Below are 15,126 nucleotides of genomic sequence, written 5' to 3'. Positions count from 1 at the left end.
AAAAAATTTTCTTTAAAAGATTTACCTTCGTATCGGATGATTGTCTTTAACGATTAAATAAATTCTTGTGCAAAAAAAGGTTATTGTTTTGGGTGGAGGAGAAAGCGGAGTCGGAGCTGCAATTCTGGCCAGAAATAAAGGTTTTGATGTGTTTTTATCAGATCGCAGCCAATTGCACCAGAAATACAGTGACATTCTGACCCGTGAAAATATACCTTTCGAACAGGGAATCCATTCTGAAGCAAGGATTTTTGATGCAGATCTGGTCATTAAAAGTCCGGGAATTCCGGATACGGTGCCTTTAATCCGGGCATTGAAGGAAAAAGAAATTCCTGTTATTTCTGAAATTGAATTTGCTTCCGGCTATACCGATGCAAAAATAATAGCGATTACCGGCAGCAACGGTAAAACTACTACTACGCTTCTTGCTTATCATTTATTAAAGAATGCAGGCCTTCATGTCGGACTTGCAGGCAATATCGGCGATAGCTTTGCATGGCAGGTTGCTGAAAAAGATTATGAATATTACGTTCTGGAAATAAGCAGTTTTCAGCTGGACAATATCATTCATTTCCGGCCGCATATGGCCGTTCTGCTCAATATTACGCCGGATCATCTGGACCGGTATGATTATAATTTTCAAAACTACATTGATTCCAAATTCAATATCATTCGTAACCAGACAGCGGAAGATCATTTTATTTATTTTCAGGACAGTGAAGTAATCAGAAAAGAAATCGAGAAAAGAAATATTCCTTCTTCCATGCTGGCAGTTTCTCTTGAAAGCGAAACAGAACAAGGTGCGTATTTCTTTAACAGAAAACTGATCTCGAACGTTAGCGGAAAATCGTTTGAAGAGGATTTTGCAGAATTGCCTGTAAAAGGCCCGCACAACGCGGTAAATGCACTTGCTGCAATAACGATTGCCCAGCTTTGCGGCTTGAACCCGGTTGCCATACGTGAAGGATTGCTTTCTTTCCGGAATGCCCCGCACAGGCTGGAAGAAGTGGAAACGATTCATGAGGTGACTTATATCAATGATTCCAAAGCAACCAATGTCGATTCCGTATTTTATGCTTTGGGCAGTTTTGAACAACCTGTTATTTTGATTGCAGGAGGCGTTGATAAAGGAAATGATTACAGCCAGATTGAAGAACTTGTACGAAACAAGGTCAAAGGGCTGATTATTTTAAGCAAAGATTTTGAAAAGCTTAGAGACTATTTTACGGGAATAGTCGCACATATATATACCACGCAGGATGTCCAGAATGCAGTGAACAAAGCGCAGGAATGGAGTGTTCCGGGCGATGTTGTTTTGCTTTCACCGGCCTGTGCAAGTTTCGATTTGTTTCAGAATTACGAAGACCGGGGTAACAAGTTCAAGGCTGCTGTAAGAAATCTTGTTCATTCATAGTATTTCAGCTTCACACATTTCAGGCAGTTAATATGAGTTTTTTGACAAAATCGAGGGAAGATACGCAGGCATGGATTGCAAAGAATCTGAAAGGTGATCCATGGATATGGGGAATATGCATTATCATGCTACTGTGGAGTATTGTAGTAGTATATAGTGCGAGTGTTAAAGATGCGTATAGTCAGATGGGGGGGGACACGGAGTATTATCTTTACAAGCATGTACTGTTGTGTGTCGTTTCCCTGGTCGTGATGTTTTTTGTGCACCGGATTCCTTATATACGGTTTGTCTATTTTACAAGGCTGGCTGTATGGAGTTCTATTCTGCTGCTGATTTTTACCATGTTTTTCGGGCGGTCTGTAAATGATGCTGCCAGATGGATTGAAATTCCGATTATCGGGCAGCGATTTCAACCATCCGAATGGGCAAAAGTTGCTCTGATTGCACATTTGTCGCTTATCCTCGCACGTCATATCAAAGGTGGCTGGAACACCCGTGAGCTTTTTATGGAGCCGCTTGCATTGGTCGGTGTCGTATGCGGACTGATTTTTACCAGTAATGTCTCAACGGCTGTGATGCTTGCGGGCATTTGTTTTTTACTTATGTTCGTAGGAAAAGTTCCTTTGCATTATCTCTTGTTTACGGCGCTTGGATTAGTGTTTTTTGCCACGATTGCAATCCTTCTTAATTCTACTCAACGCTCGGGAACGGCACAGAGCAGAATTGCTACTTTTTTTGATAAAGATGTTGTCGTTTACCAGTCTCAGCAGTCTTACATGGCGATGGCGCGTGGCGGTTTATACGGAGAAGGTGTTTCCAAAAGCAGACAGAAGCGATTTCTTCCGGAACCTCAAAAAGACTTTATTTTCGCAGTTGCCGTTGAAGAATACGGAACAGTCGGGGGCACGATCCTGATTGTTTTCTATCTGATCCTTTTGTACCGGGGACTCAAAGCAATTGAAGCTACAAAAAGGCCTTTCGGCGGACTTCTGTCAGCTGGCCTGACATTTATTGTGGTTAGTCAGGCGTTTTCTGCAATGGCAGTGACGGTCGGGCTGGTTCCTGTTACCGGTCAGACATTGCCGTTTTTCAGTCAGGGGGGAACTTCCCTGATTTTTACAGGTATTGCTATGGGAATGATCCTTAGTGTGAGTCGTGGAGAAACGCTTGAAGAAAAAAGGATTTAAAAAATGTCAAAACGAGTAATTATCAGCGGAGGCGGAACGGGCGGACATATTTATCCGGCTATTGCCATTGCAAACGCATTACAACAGCAGGTTCCTGATCTGGAAGTGCTGTTTGTAGGTGCACTGGGTAAAATGGAGATGGAAAAAGTGCCGCGCGCAGGGTATGAAATTGTCGGTTTGCCCATAGTCGGCATCAAAAGAGAGTTGTCTCTCGACAACCTTGCGTTCCCTTTCAAACTCGTTAACAGCTTGTCAAAAGCCAGGCAGATCATCCGTGATTTCAGGCCGGATGTAGCCGTTGGGGTTGGCGGATTTGCCAGCGGGCCTCTGCTGATGATGGCTTCACTTGCCGGCATTCCCACCCTGATTCAGGAACAGAATTCCTATGCGGGAATTACCAACAAATTGTTGGCTAAAAGGGCAAAAAAGATCTGTGTTGCTTATCCTGAAATGGAAGCATTCTTTCCAAAAGAGAAAATTGCGCTTTTAGGCAATCCTGTCCGGAATGATATTGTGGATGTATCGTCCAAAAGAAAAGCCGGAATAGTTCATTTTGGTTTGTCGGATTCAGACAAAACGCTGTTTATCATGGGCGGAAGTCTGGGTGCAAGGTCTATAAACGAGAGTATAGATGCAGGTTTAGGCAAGCTGATTGAAGCCGGGCATCAGGTTTTGTGGCAGACGGGCAAAGCATATATTGATACAGCCAAAGCAGCTGTTGAAAAGCTTAAAACCAATAAAATCAAGGTTTTTGAGTTTATCTATGAAATGGATCTGGCGTATGCCGTTTCGGATGTAGTCATTTCAAGGGCCGGCGCATTGTCCGTTTCCGAACTGTGCCTTGCGGCCAAGCCTGCAATTCTGGTGCCTTATCCATTGGCATCCGAAGATCATCAAACCAAAAATGCCTTGACTCTCGTATCGCAGCAGGCAGCTTTGCTTATCCGCGATTCCAGAGCGAAAGAAGATCTGATTCCGGATGTGCTTGCATTGATGAGCGATATAGGCAAACAGGAAGAACTTAAAACCAATATCAGAAAACTGGCAAGGCCATCAGCTGCGAACGATATAGCTCTGGAGGTATTAAAATTAATTTAAATAATTATCAGAAATTTAAGTGCTTATGTCATCTTCAATGACGGATTGGAAATATGTTTACTTTGTAGGAATCGGCGGTATCGGCATGAGCGCGCTGGCAAGATGGTTTAAAGCCAATGGCTTTCATGTTGCCGGGTATGACAAAACACTGACTCCGCTGGTCCAGAAATTGATTGAAGAAGACATAGCAGTTAATCTGGATGATGAAGTTGAAACTATTCCGGCTGCATTCAGAGAAGATTCGGCACAGACACTGATTATCTATACACCTGCAGTTCCTGTTCAGCACAAGCAAATGAATTACTTCCGGGATGGAAACTTCCTGATCCTGAAAAGATCGCAGGTACTGGGATTATTGACCAGAAACTTGCGTACCGTCGGTGTGGCCGGAACACACGGAAAAACCACTACTTCATCCCTGGTTGCGCATATTCTTCGTCATGCCCATGTCAACAGCACGGCTTTTCTGGGCGGGATTACACAGAATTATGGTACCAACCTTCTGCTTAATGAGCCAACTCACCATTTGGAAGAAGTAATTTGTGTAGTCGAAGCAGATGAATTTGACCGATCCTTTCTGACCCTTTTTCCGGAAATCGCCATTGTGACGTCCACAGACGCAGATCATCTGGATATTTATGGCAAGCACGAAGCAGTACTGGAATCTTTTCGTGAATTTGTTGGGCAGATTGATGATAATGGCATATTATTTATGAAAAACGGGCTTGAAATTGCATCTGCAACCAAAGCACAGGTTTTTACCTATGGTCTGAACAGCGGTGAGTATCATGCATCCAATATTCACATCAGCAATGCCCGTTTTGTTTTTGACCTGGAACATCCGGAAGGAAAGATTGCCGGTATAGCAATGAAAATTCCCGGGTATCATAACATCGAGAATTCCATTGCAGCCAGTGCCGTAGCTATGCACCTGGGTGTGAAGCCGGAAAAAATTAAAGAGGCTCTCGAGAATTATAAAGGTGTAAAAAGACGCTTTGAGTATCAGGTTGAAAATGGTTCTCACATTTACATTGATGATTATGCGCATCATCCGGCAGAGATTCAGGCATTTTTGTCTTCGGTTAAAGGATTGTATCCGGGAAGGCATGTTACGGCCATTTTTCAGCCGCATCTTTTTACGAGAACACGCGATTTTGCAGACGGGTTCGCAGAAAGCCTGTCCTTGGCAGACAGGCTGATTTTGCTTGAAATATATCCTGCAAGAGAGTTGCCGATAGAAGGCGTAAATGCTGGTATGCTGCTGGAAAAAGTAAGTATTGCAGACAAACAATTAGCAGCTAAAGAAGATGTCCTTAATGTTTTAGCTGATTTGAAAACGGATATAGTCGTTACAATTGGAGCCGGAGATATTGATACTTTAGTGGAACCGGTGAAAAACTGGCTGAACAATTCATTTACGAATAATTAGTGCAAGCATTTTTAATATTACTAAGATGTTACGTAAATTTGACTATCCATGGCTTTTGTTTAAACGTAGTTTGTGGCTCATTATGCCGGTTATAGGCATAGGTATGGCAGAAAATAAGCTTGGTAATCAACGATGTACAAATCTGGTGATAGATATTCAGGGTGATTCGGGTACGCGCTTTTTGAATCAGATGGACGTTCAAATGCTTGTGACAGAGAATGGAGGAGACCCACTGATGGGTAACAAACTGGACGATGTAGCCCTGCATGATCTTGAGAGCCGCGTTCGTAGAAATAAATTGATAAAGAAATGTCAGGTATTTCGGGATTTAAAGGGTAATATCGTAGTCAAAGTTGAGCAGGAGAGGCCATTAGCACGATGGATCCAGACTTCTCAGAATGAAGAATTGCAAAATACATCGGGTTACTATATCAATGAAGAAGGCGTTTTTTTTCCACTTTCAGAAAGTTATTCAGCAAGAACCTTGCTGGTTTCCGGACCCTTTTTCAAAAATCCTAAGAATCTAGAGACAAAAAAGGGAGCTTCACTGGTGGCTCTGCTGCGTTTTCTTAATACAGATCCTTTCTGGAAAGCACAAATAGCTCAGCTGGACGTTGACAAAGATGGTGAAATTCATTTTCTGACCGTTTTGGGTGATCAGCAGATAGAATTTGGTACAGCAGAGAATTATGAGCCAAAGTTCAAAAAACTGAGAATGTTTTACGGAAAAGTGCTAAGCCAGGACTGGAGCAGATATAAAAGAATAAGTGTTAAATTTCAAGATCAAATAGTTTGTGAATAATAATTCACCATCAGCATGGCACACGACAAAATTGTAGTTGGAGTAGATATCGGGAGCACGAAAATAGCCGTGGTTGCTGCACAGGGAACATCATCAGGATCTCGCCAAAGCAATATTGAAATTTTAGGTTTCAGTGAAGTTCCTGTGCCTGCAGGAGCCGTTGTGAATGGTTCTGTTGAAAATATAAAACAAGTCGGAAGTGCAATCAGAGAAGCATTGTCAGAAGCATCCTTACGGTCAGATCTTGATATTGGTGTTGTAAATGTCAGCTTCGGAGGTACGCAGGTAAAAATAAGTTCTCACAGCGATGGTGTTATACGTCCGTCTGCTTCTTCGGGTGAGGAAGTGACACAAAGGGATGTGGATCAGCTGGTGGATGATATGTACCGGGCCAAGATCGAACCCAATTACGATGTGCTGCATGTGTTGCCGATGGAATTTGTCGTGGATAATTCCGTAGGTGTTCGCGAGCCTGTAGGAAGAACCGGAATCAAACTGGGCGGAAATTTCCTGATTGTATCCGCAAATAACCAATCCATTCAGCGTACTAAAAAGAGTCTGGCGGATGCGGATCAGAATCTCAAATGCGATAAAATGGTTTTTGGCCCTCTTGCCACAAGTCTCGCGGTTCTTACAGATAATGAAATAAAAGCCGGCATTGCGCTGGTCGATATCGGTGATCATACAACGGATCTGATTATTTATCAGGACCGTATCATTCGTCATATTGCAACATTTCCAATCGGAGGCAGGCATATAACCAGTGACCTGGCAATCGGTTGCGGCATCCAGCTTGAAAATGCGGAACAATTAAAGAAAGAGTATGGAGCTGCTGTTTCAGCTGATATTCCTTTGAATATTGAAGTGCTTGTGAATTTCCTGGCGGGCAGGCCGCCAAAACAAGTGCTGAAAAAAAATGTAGCCCTGATTATTGAGGAAAGGTTGAAAGAAATCGCTGCAATGGTGTATGCGGAAATTATAAAGTCCGGGTACCTCGACAAACTTATTGGCGGCATTGTACTTACGGGTGGTTCTGCAAACATTGATGAAATAGAAGTGCTTTTTGAAAAAGTAACGGATATGTCTGTCAGGGTAGGTTATCCGGAAAATCTGGAACGTACCGCCAAGGCAGATGCAGTAAGCAATTCGACATTCAGTACAGCAATAGGGCTTGCATGGGCAGGCCTTAAACCGATTGATCCCAGAGTAAAATCCGTATGCAAGCCGGCAACTGCTTTCAACACGGGTATTGTCCAGAAAGAAAAACCGAAGGAAGTAAAAGAACCGGTAAAAAAATCCGGCGGAAGCTTTTGGGATAATATCAACAGCCTTATCGGTAAAAAAGATGACAGTCTGGGAGACTATTGAAAATATAAAGCATAAGTAGCACCTTATCAACGTCGAAATTATGAATACTAGCTTGTTGCACTCTTTAGATCAGGACTACATTGTGAATGAAATCATAAAAGATCAACCTAATGATACAAGCCGTAATGAGCCTGCAATCATCAAGGTGATAGGAGTTGGCGGAGGAGGAAGTAATGCGGTTAACTACATGTTTGAGAATAAAATCAAGGATGTGGAATTTGCCGTTTGCAACACAGATCGCCAGGCTCTTGCCAATAGTCCGGTTCCTGTAAAAATTCAACTGGGTGCAACACTGACGCAGGGCCTTGGTGCCGGCACAGATGCAGCCAAGGGAAAAGAAGCCGCTCTGGAAACAATTGAAGAAATCAAAGGTTTGCTGGGAGGTTCCATTCAAATGGTCTTCATTACCGCAGGTATGGGCGGCGGAACCGGAACAGGTGCTGCTCCGGTGATTGCGCAGCTGGCCAAGGAAATGGGTAAACTTACCGTTGCCGTTGTGACTGCGCCTTACACCTGGGAAGGACTTGATAAAAAAGAACAGGCACTGGAAGGAATTGAGCAGTTGAAGGAATACAGCGATACTGTTCTCGTCGTCTTGAACGACAAGCTGGAAGAACTGTATGAAGATATGACACTGACACAGGCATTTGCCGAAGCAGACGGAATTCTTTTGAATGCAGTTAAAAGTATTTCCGAAATCATTACGACAAACGGAAATATCAATACAGACTTTAAAGACGTTGAAAAAGTTCTGAAAAATGCCGGGCAATCCGTTATGGGAACATCCGAGTCCACCGGAGCGGATCGTGCTCAGACTGCCATCAGAGAAGCACTGGATTCACCATTGCTTAATGACAGAGACATTCGTGGCGCAAAACGCATACTTGTAACTTTGGCTACAAGCAAGAAAAAAGAGGCGACGATGAAAGAGCAGCGCGAAATTTGGCGTTATGTCCTTTCACAGGTTGGAGGCGAAGCCCGTATGTTTAAGCTCGGGACCATTACAGACGATTCTCTTGGGGATAAATTGAGGGTAACAATCGTAGCGGCAGGCTTTGACAGCATTGAATCTCCGATTCCGGGAATTGAACTGAGAAACGGTAACAAAGGAAAGAAAATCGAGCCGGTTATAGAATTCAGTTATGGTAACAAAAACATGATGGATACTCCTGCTCAGGAATTGGTTCTGACCAGTGAACTGGAAGTAAATACACCCACAAGCACAATTGATCTCGTTATTGAAGAAGATATTGTTTCGATAGAATACAGACCGGAAAACATATCTGTTTCTCATCATACCGAAGAGAACAAAGACTGGTCGAATGAAGAAACGGAAAATCTGGAATTAATGATCAAGTCCTTTAGAGACGGACTTGTTAAATACTCGGATCTGGAAGGCCCGGCTTATCGCAGAAGCAGAGTGGAGCTCTGGAAAAGACCTGCCATTCCGGCCAGCGAAATGGAACAACATTGGTTGAAATAATAAAGAGAGCGCAATGCGCTCTCTTTTGTTTTAGAAATGAATTAGTTGTCCGGCCTGAATTTCCAGCAGTTCTTTATATAATGCATTGGAAATAACCTTGTCACTGTAATGATTACGAATTTGTGCAAGTTTCACCCTCATCGCTAACGTATTCATGCCCAAATAGCTGAATACATCGTTTAAATGGCTCATGGCAATTGCAGCACCTTGCATGTTGGAAGACAATCCGACCAACGCCGCTTTCTTGTTTGAAAAACTGTTTGGATAAGGAAGCCCGTCTATAAATGCTTTTAACACACCCGGATAGGATCCGTTATATTCCGGAACAATAAAAACGAATTTGTCTGTTTGCTCCAGAAGTGATTTCAAGCTGTTGAATTCTTCATTTTTTCCTGAATTCTCATACAATGCGGAAACGGTAAAATCATGCGGAAGATTAACAAGATCCAGAATTATGCTGGGCGCATGAAGCTGATTCAGAATGTCCTGATAATACTCGGCAATTTTTCGCGACATGGAATTCGGTCTGTTTGTCCCGACAATAATCACAATTGGAGAAGTTGGTAAAGTCATTTCTAGGCTATTGGTAAAAGCAGGTATAGTTTATCCGGGTGAGTAGTTATGTTTCAGTAACAATTTATGACCAAATTTGTTCAAACAAAGCCGGATGCTACAAAAATGGAAGTAGATAACATGAACGATAATTGTCGTGCTTTCACTTTAGCGAACAATTATTGTTATATTTGAGGTTCTTATTCATTATGAAAATATATTAACGGCTTAATTTTCAAGCTTTTATTAGTATTAACCCACAGAATAATATGTCCTGGTTTATTCGGAAAGAGAAAGGCATTAATACACCAACAGAAATGAAGCGCGAAGCGCCTGATGGTTTATGGTATCAATGTCCCAATTGCAAAAAAATTACACCAACCAGAGAACATAAGCAAAATGCTTTTACTTGTCCGCATTGCAACTATCACGAAAAGGTAGGATCGGAAGTATATTTCAGCATTTTGTTTGATGAAAATCAATTCACCGAGCTGGATGAAAATCTGACTTCCGCAGATCCGCTTCAGTTTGTCGATACAAAAGCGTATCCGGACCGGATCAAGTCAACGATGCAGAAAACAGGCTTGAAAGATGCTGTACGCTCGGCTTATGGGAAAATGAACGATCTGGAAATTGTGATCGCATGTATGGATTTCAATTTCATTGGCGGATCAATGGGTTCAGTTGTTGGTGAAAAAATAGCACGCGCCATTACATATGCACTGGAAAACAAACTTCCGTTTCTGATGATTTCCAAATCAGGCGGGGCGCGTATGATGGAAGCCGGATTTTCACTGATGCAAATGGCTAAAACTTCTGCGAGGCTTGCACAATTATCCGAAGCAAAACTTCCATATATTTCTTTACTTACCGATCCGACAACCGGAGGTGTAACTGCTTCTTATGCAATGCTGGGTGACTTCAATATTTCCGAGCCGGAAGCATTGATCGGATTTGCAGGACCGCGTGTGATCCGCGAAACAATCGGCAAAGATCTTCCGAAAGGATTTCAGAGTGCCGAGTTCGTTCTGGAGCACGGATTTCTGGACTTCATTGTTGACAGGAAAGATCTGAAGGATAAACTAACAAGCCTGCTTACCATGCTACGTTGATATGCGTTTGATTTCTCATCCTGTCCTTTGCAATTACTATGTGACCTACCGCTGCAATGCATCATGTAGTTTCTGTGACATATGGGAAAAACCTTCGCCTTACATTACCGTTGAAAATCTGAGAGAAAATATCCGGGACCTCAAAAAGCTCGGTGTAAAGGTTATTGATTTTACAGGCGGAGAGCCTTTGCTTCACCGGCAACTGGATTTACTGCTGAAAGAAGCAAAGTCACAGGGCATGATAACGACCGTTACGAGTAACGGCCTGCTTTATCCAAAATATGCGGAAAAGCTGAAAGGGCTTGTTGATATGCTCCATTTCTCTCTGGATTCTCCGGATCGCGAGGAGCATGACAAGTCAAGAAATGTCAAATGTTTTGATAAAGTAATGGAATCCATTGCCGTTGCCAAGGCACTTGGCGAAAGGCCGGACATTATTTTTACCGTATTTGAAGACAACGTCCATAAAATACGTCAGATGTGGGAAGAGGTTTGTCTGCCGAATAACCTGATCTTGATTCTGAATCCTGTTTTTGAATACAATAACGTAGGTTCCAGTCTTTCTCCCGAAGCACTGAACGAACTGAAATGGTGGGGAAAGCAGAAAAATGTTTACCTCAACGAAGCATTTATCCAGTTGCGGCTTGACGGCGGAAATAAAGTTGCTGATCCGGTTTGCAAGGCAGCAAGCACAACGATTGTAATTTCTCCTGAAAACAAGCTTGTTCTGCCATGCTACCATTTGGGATTAAAAGACTTTGCCATTGAAGGAAAACTTTTTGATCTGTACCATTCCGACGAAGTGCAAAAACTGGTGGCGCTGGAAGGCAAGCTGCCAGCTTGTGAAGGCTGTGCAATCAATTGTTACATGCAGCCGTCCTTTGCTGTGGAAATGAACAAATACTGGTGGAAAGCACTGCCAAGCACAATCAAATACAACCGTATCAAAGGCACGTGGAAGCAAATGGTAAAATTTTGATCAGAGACATTCTGTTTTGCGGCGAGTATCCTTTATTTCATAAATTTTCCAGCCGCTTGCAGTCTTGATCATGGAAAATACATTGACACCGCAATGTGAAAATGTATCGCCCAGATAAAATTTGTACGGTGCCCAAACAGTGGCCATCATATCATCAATAAGTATTTTCACATCATAAATTCTTTCATCCCATTTTTCCTTGTGCGGCTTTCCTGCTGCTTTAATAAAACTCTCTGCATCACTTTTGTGAATGATAACGGAATCTTTTTCATTTCTGGAAAAAGAAGTCAGTGAGGAATTAGGATTAAAAACTTTTCGCAGTAATGTGGAATCGCCTGTTCTCATTCCATCAAACAAAAGATCTACGGCCTTGCGCACGTTTTCGTTCTCCTGCGCTTTTACAACATGTACAGCAAGCATACAAAATATTGCCGGCAAGACAAGGTTCTTTAAAGGACGGCTATGTGTAAATCTCATCTGTTGGTATAGTTTTAGCAAAAAGTTAATTTTGCGCCTCTTTGGCTAATAAAGAATCTAATATGTCGGAAAAAATAGTAAAAAAAGTAGATATACGTAACAGACGTGCTTCATTCGAATATTTTTTCCTTGAAGAATTTACCGCTGGCATGGCGCTGACCGGAACCGAGATCAAATCCATACGGCAGGGAAAAGTAAACTTTCAGGATGCTTACTGTCTATTTATGGACGGAGAGCTTTTTATACGGAGCCTGCATATCTCGCCCTACACGGAAGGAACGCATTATAATCACGATCCGATGCGCGATCGGAAGCTGCTAATTACCAAGCGGGAAAAAAAGAAATTGACAGAAAATCTCAAAGATCAGGGTTTGACCATAATTCCTGTAAGACTGTTTACCAGTGAACGCGGTTTTGCAAAATTGCATATTGCCTTGGCAAAAGGGAAAAAGCTTTATGATAAAAGGGATTCTATCAAGGAAAAAGACATAAAGCGCGAGAATGAGCGTATAGGCTACTAAGGTGCAGATTGCCTGATGTTTATTGATAATAATAGAATTTCTGGAGCGTTTTTTATGCTGAAAAATTCTTATATTGTCAGAATTAACACCTAAAGGGCTCATGGGTAAAGTACTGGTTCTTAATCAAGATTATAGTGCGTTAAGTATTTGCACAGTTCCGAAGGCGTTTCTTTTAGTCTACATGAACAAGGCTGAAATGCTCGCCGAATCTCAGAAGCAATATTTGAGAACTGTTAAGGACCAGTATCCGATGCCGGTCGTTATCCGCCTTAACCGTTACATTCACATTCCGTACAGAGGAGTTGTGATGACGCGGCAGAACCTTTTCAAACGGGACGGCAACCGCTGTCAGTATTGCGGAACGCACGATAACCTGACGCTGGATCATGTAATTCCCAAATCGAGAGGCGGTAAAACAACGTGGGATAATCTTGCAACAGCCTGTAAACGCTGCAATTCCAGAAAAGGCGATCATACGCCGGAAGAAATGGGCATGCCGCTTCGCCAACGTCCTTTCCGCCCTTCTTTTCTGATGTTTATCCGGGACTTCTCCGGTTTGGCAGATGACGAATGGCTGCCTTACCTGGGCGTAAAAGAAAGAACTTACTGATTATCTTTGCTTCCTTCATGCAGCATTCATCCGAATGCTTTGCTTTTCTGCATAATTTATGTTTTCCCTATCGAAAATATTTGGGAAAAATTGTACCTTTGCGCTCTGATTTTTCAAAAAAAAACTTTTTTAACTAATTTTCAGCTATTTAGCTCGGGAGCTGATGTATAAAGAGCAATAATTCCTATTTATGTCTAAGGAAATACAAAATCAACCAATTCCTGATTTCGATTGGGATAAAGCAGCAGACAAAGGTTTTGGTACAGGTTATTCAAACGCTGATCGTGACCGTCTGGAACAAATGTACGAAACTACGCTTTCTCCGGTTCAGGAAAAAGAAGTAGTAAAAGGTGTTGTAGTTGGTATTACGGATCGTGAAGTGATCCTTAACATCGGTTTCAAATCTGATGGAATTGTATCATCCAACGAATTCCGTGATTTGCCCGGAATGAAAATCGGTGATGAAGTAGAAGTTTACGTAGAAAACCAGGAAGACGCACAAGGTCAGCTTGTACTTTCACGCAAAAAGGCGAAAGTAATAACTGCATGGGATAATATCCAGAAGTCATTTGACGAGGATGTGGTTATTGATGCAAATGTGAAAAGAAGAACCAAAGGTGGTCTTATCGTTGATATATTCGGCATTGAAGCTTTCTTGCCAGGTTCACAGATCGATGTGAAGCCAATCCGTGATTTCGATATTTTTGTCGGAAAGCGCATGGAGGTTAAAGTGGTTAAGATCAATTATGCGAATGATAACGTAGTTGTATCTCACAAAATACTGATTGAAAAAGATCTTGAAGCACAACGTCAGCAAATCCTGAACAATCTTGAAAAAGGCCAGGTTCTGGAAGGTGTGATCAAGAACATGACCAACTTCGGTGTGTTCATCGACCTTGGTGGTGTTGACGGTCTGCTGCACATTACAGATATTTCATGGGGACGTATCAATCACCCGTCTGACCTTCTGGCACTGGATCAGAAACTGAACGTAGTTGTTCTTGACTTTGATGAAGAGAAAAAACGTATTTCACTAGGTCTTAAACAACTTCAGTCACATCCTTGGGATTCTTTGGATGAAGAAATTCAGGTTGGATCAAAAGTTACAGGACGTATCGTTAATGTTGCTGATTACGGCGCATTCCTTGAAATCAAACCAGGTGTTGAAGGTTTGATCCACGTTTCGGAAATGTCATGGTCTCAGCACCTGCGCAATCCTCAGGAGTTCATGAACGTAAATGACGAAATCAGTGCCGTTGTATTGACACTGGATCGTCAGGAACGCAAAATGTCACTTGGAATCAAACAACTGACTGAAGATCCATGGACACAAGGTTCGCTTAAAGAAAAATATGCAATCGGAACGCGTCACAAAGGTGTTGTTCGTAATCTGACAAACTTCGGCTTGTTCATCGAGCTTGAAGAAGGTATAGACGGCCTTGTTCACGTTTCTGACCTTTCATGGACCAAGAAAATCAAACATCCTTCAGACTTTGTAAAAGTCAATGATGAACTTGAAGTTGTCGTTCTTGAACTTGACGCAGAAAACCGTCGTCTTGCGCTAGGTCACAAACAACTGGAAGAAAATCCATGGGATACTTTTGAAACCATCTTTGAAGTTGGATCTGTTCATAAGAGCACAATTGTTGCAAAAGGCGACAAATTTGCTACACTTGAACTTCCATACGGAATTGAAGGTGTAGCAGCAATCAAAAATCTTGCAAAAGAAGACGGAACATTTGCAGAAGTAGGTGAAAGCCTTGACTTCACCGTTCTGGAATTCCTGAAAGATGAGAAAAAGATTGTTCTTACGCATTCCAAAGTAAAAGCTGCACCTGCAGCGGAGGAGAAGAAAGAAGATAAGCCAGCTAAGCAGGCTTCAGCTCCTGCAAAAAGTGCTGCACCAGCAGAAAGCTCCAGCAAGGAAGGTGAAAAATCAACTTTCGGTGACCTTAGCGTATTGTCTGCTTTGAAAGAACAGATGGAAGAAAGCGAAAAGAAAGGAAAAAAATAATTATAAGTGCGGAGTAGCGAAAAATTTTGATACTTTTGCACCCGGATTAGCTGATATCACTGCTGGTAACAGCTAATCCA

The 15,126-nt window shown here is 42.3% G+C and carries 14 protein-coding genes; 12 read left to right on the top strand and 2 right to left on the bottom strand.

Annotation, left to right across the window (positions count from 1 at the left end; genetic code table 11):
• The first annotated feature begins 61 nt into the window (after positions 1-61).
• From murD to ftsZ, 7 genes are read left to right on the top strand one after another with little or no spacing between them, the layout of a single operon-like run.
• Positions 62-1,414, top strand: a complete 1,353-nt coding sequence (gene murD, locus FEM55_RS20325; RefSeq protein WP_138283232.1) for a UDP-N-acetylmuramoyl-L-alanine--D-glutamate ligase — start codon at positions 62-64, stop codon at positions 1,412-1,414.
• 32 nt (positions 1,415-1,446) lie between these two features.
• On the top strand, positions 1,447-2,601 hold the full coding sequence (locus tag FEM55_RS20320) for an FtsW/RodA/SpoVE family cell cycle protein (RefSeq protein ID WP_138283231.1): 1,155 nt from the start codon (positions 1,447-1,449) through the stop codon (positions 2,599-2,601).
• 3 nt (positions 2,602-2,604) lie between these two features.
• On the top strand, positions 2,605-3,699 hold the full coding sequence (gene murG, locus FEM55_RS20315) for an undecaprenyldiphospho-muramoylpentapeptide beta-N-acetylglucosaminyltransferase (protein WP_138283230.1): 1,095 nt from the start codon (positions 2,605-2,607) through the stop codon (positions 3,697-3,699).
• A gap of 25 nt (positions 3,700-3,724) precedes the next feature.
• Complete coding sequence (gene murC, locus FEM55_RS20310) at positions 3,725-5,128, top strand: UDP-N-acetylmuramate--L-alanine ligase (RefSeq protein ID WP_138283229.1); 1,404 nt, start codon at positions 3,725-3,727, stop codon at positions 5,126-5,128.
• Between the two features lie 25 nt (positions 5,129-5,153).
• A complete protein-coding gene (locus FEM55_RS20305; protein WP_138283228.1) occupies positions 5,154-5,930 on the top strand; it encodes a cell division protein FtsQ/DivIB in 777 nt (258 codons plus the stop codon).
• A gap of 15 nt (positions 5,931-5,945) precedes the next feature.
• Positions 5,946-7,298 carry a cell division protein FtsA gene (ftsA, locus tag FEM55_RS20300; protein WP_138283227.1) on the top strand — a complete coding sequence of 451 codons (1,353 nt, stop codon included), beginning with the start codon at positions 5,946-5,948 and terminating at the stop codon, positions 7,296-7,298.
• A gap of 40 nt (positions 7,299-7,338) precedes the next feature.
• The gene (gene ftsZ, locus FEM55_RS20295) at positions 7,339-8,781 is read left to right on the top strand and encodes a cell division protein FtsZ (RefSeq protein ID WP_138283226.1); all 1,443 of its coding nucleotides are present in this window, start codon (positions 7,339-7,341) and stop codon (positions 8,779-8,781) included.
• A 30-nt stretch (positions 8,782-8,811) separates the two neighbouring features.
• Here the strand turns inward: ftsZ and FEM55_RS20290 are convergent, their stop codons facing one another.
• Positions 8,812-9,354, bottom strand: coding sequence for an NADPH-dependent FMN reductase (locus tag FEM55_RS20290; protein ID WP_138283225.1), 543 nt, complete (start codon positions 9,352-9,354; stop codon positions 8,812-8,814).
• 248 nt (positions 9,355-9,602) lie between these two features.
• On the opposite strand from FEM55_RS20290, the gene accD reads away from it, so the two are divergent.
• Both accD and FEM55_RS20280 read left to right on the top strand, forming a co-directional pair.
• Entirely contained in the window at positions 9,603-10,445 is an 843-nt protein-coding gene (accD, locus tag FEM55_RS20285) for an acetyl-CoA carboxylase, carboxyltransferase subunit beta (RefSeq protein ID WP_138283224.1), read from the top strand.
• A 1-nt stretch (position 10,446) separates the two neighbouring features.
• Positions 10,447-11,424: a radical SAM protein gene (locus FEM55_RS20280; protein WP_138283223.1), complete on the top strand. Its 978-nt coding sequence runs from the start codon at positions 10,447-10,449 to the stop codon at positions 11,422-11,424.
• On the opposite strand, the gene FEM55_RS20275 is transcribed toward FEM55_RS20280, so the two are convergent.
• Positions 11,425-11,844 carry a nuclear transport factor 2 family protein gene (locus tag FEM55_RS20275; RefSeq protein ID WP_138283222.1) on the bottom strand — a complete coding sequence of 140 codons (420 nt, stop codon included), beginning with the start codon at positions 11,842-11,844 and terminating at the stop codon, positions 11,425-11,427. It lies immediately after the preceding gene.
• A gap of 119 nt (positions 11,845-11,963) precedes the next feature.
• Here FEM55_RS20275 and smpB point away from each other — a divergent pair, with 119 nt between their 5' ends.
• The 3 genes from smpB to rpsA all read left to right on the top strand — a co-directional run bounded on the left by smpB (position 11,964) and on the right by rpsA (position 15,046).
• Positions 11,964-12,422, top strand: a complete 459-nt coding sequence (gene smpB, locus FEM55_RS20270) for an SsrA-binding protein SmpB (RefSeq protein ID WP_138283221.1) — start codon at positions 11,964-11,966, stop codon at positions 12,420-12,422.
• 100 nt (positions 12,423-12,522) lie between these two features.
• Positions 12,523-13,032 carry an HNH endonuclease gene (locus tag FEM55_RS20265; protein WP_138283220.1) on the top strand — a complete coding sequence of 170 codons (510 nt, stop codon included), beginning with the start codon at positions 12,523-12,525 and terminating at the stop codon, positions 13,030-13,032.
• A gap of 190 nt (positions 13,033-13,222) precedes the next feature.
• The gene (gene rpsA / locus FEM55_RS20260) at positions 13,223-15,046 is read left to right on the top strand and encodes a 30S ribosomal protein S1 (protein ID WP_138283219.1); all 1,824 of its coding nucleotides are present in this window, start codon (positions 13,223-13,225) and stop codon (positions 15,044-15,046) included.
• Positions 15,047-15,126 lie beyond the last annotated feature (80 nt).

The sequence above is a fragment of the Dyadobacter sediminis genome, assembly GCF_005860765.1.
Classification (GTDB): Bacteria; Bacteroidota; Bacteroidia; order Cytophagales; family Spirosomataceae; genus Dyadobacter; species Dyadobacter sediminis.
The sequence above is the reverse complement of the archived record's forward strand: the minus strand, read 5'-3'. Positions and strand labels throughout refer to the sequence as shown.

Coding starts and splice junctions, on each gene's coding strand:
- FEM55_RS20320 (WP_138283231.1), top strand. CDS start 1,447: ATGAGTTTTTTGACAAAATCGAGGGAAGATACGCAGGCATGGATTGCA.
- murG (WP_138283230.1), top strand. CDS start 2,605: ATGTCAAAACGAGTAATTATCAGCGGAGGCGGAACGGGCGGACATATT.
- murC (WP_138283229.1), top strand. CDS start 3,725: ATGTCATCTTCAATGACGGATTGGAAATATGTTTACTTTGTAGGAATC.
- FEM55_RS20305 (WP_138283228.1), top strand. CDS start 5,154: ATGTTACGTAAATTTGACTATCCATGGCTTTTGTTTAAACGTAGTTTG.
- ftsA (WP_138283227.1), top strand. CDS start 5,946: ATGGCACACGACAAAATTGTAGTTGGAGTAGATATCGGGAGCACGAAA.
- ftsZ (WP_138283226.1), top strand. CDS start 7,339: ATGAATACTAGCTTGTTGCACTCTTTAGATCAGGACTACATTGTGAAT.
- FEM55_RS20290 (WP_138283225.1), bottom strand. CDS start 9,354: ATGACTTTACCAACTTCTCCAATTGTGATTATTGTCGGGACAAACAGA.
- accD (WP_138283224.1), top strand. CDS start 9,603: ATGTCCTGGTTTATTCGGAAAGAGAAAGGCATTAATACACCAACAGAA.
- FEM55_RS20280 (WP_138283223.1), top strand. CDS start 10,447: ATGCGTTTGATTTCTCATCCTGTCCTTTGCAATTACTATGTGACCTAC.
- FEM55_RS20275 (WP_138283222.1), bottom strand. CDS start 11,844: ATGCTTGCTGTACATGTTGTAAAAGCGCAGGAGAACGAAAACGTGCGC.
- smpB (WP_138283221.1), top strand. CDS start 11,964: ATGTCGGAAAAAATAGTAAAAAAAGTAGATATACGTAACAGACGTGCT.
- FEM55_RS20265 (WP_138283220.1), top strand. CDS start 12,523: ATGGGTAAAGTACTGGTTCTTAATCAAGATTATAGTGCGTTAAGTATT.
- rpsA (WP_138283219.1), top strand. CDS start 13,223: ATGTCTAAGGAAATACAAAATCAACCAATTCCTGATTTCGATTGGGAT.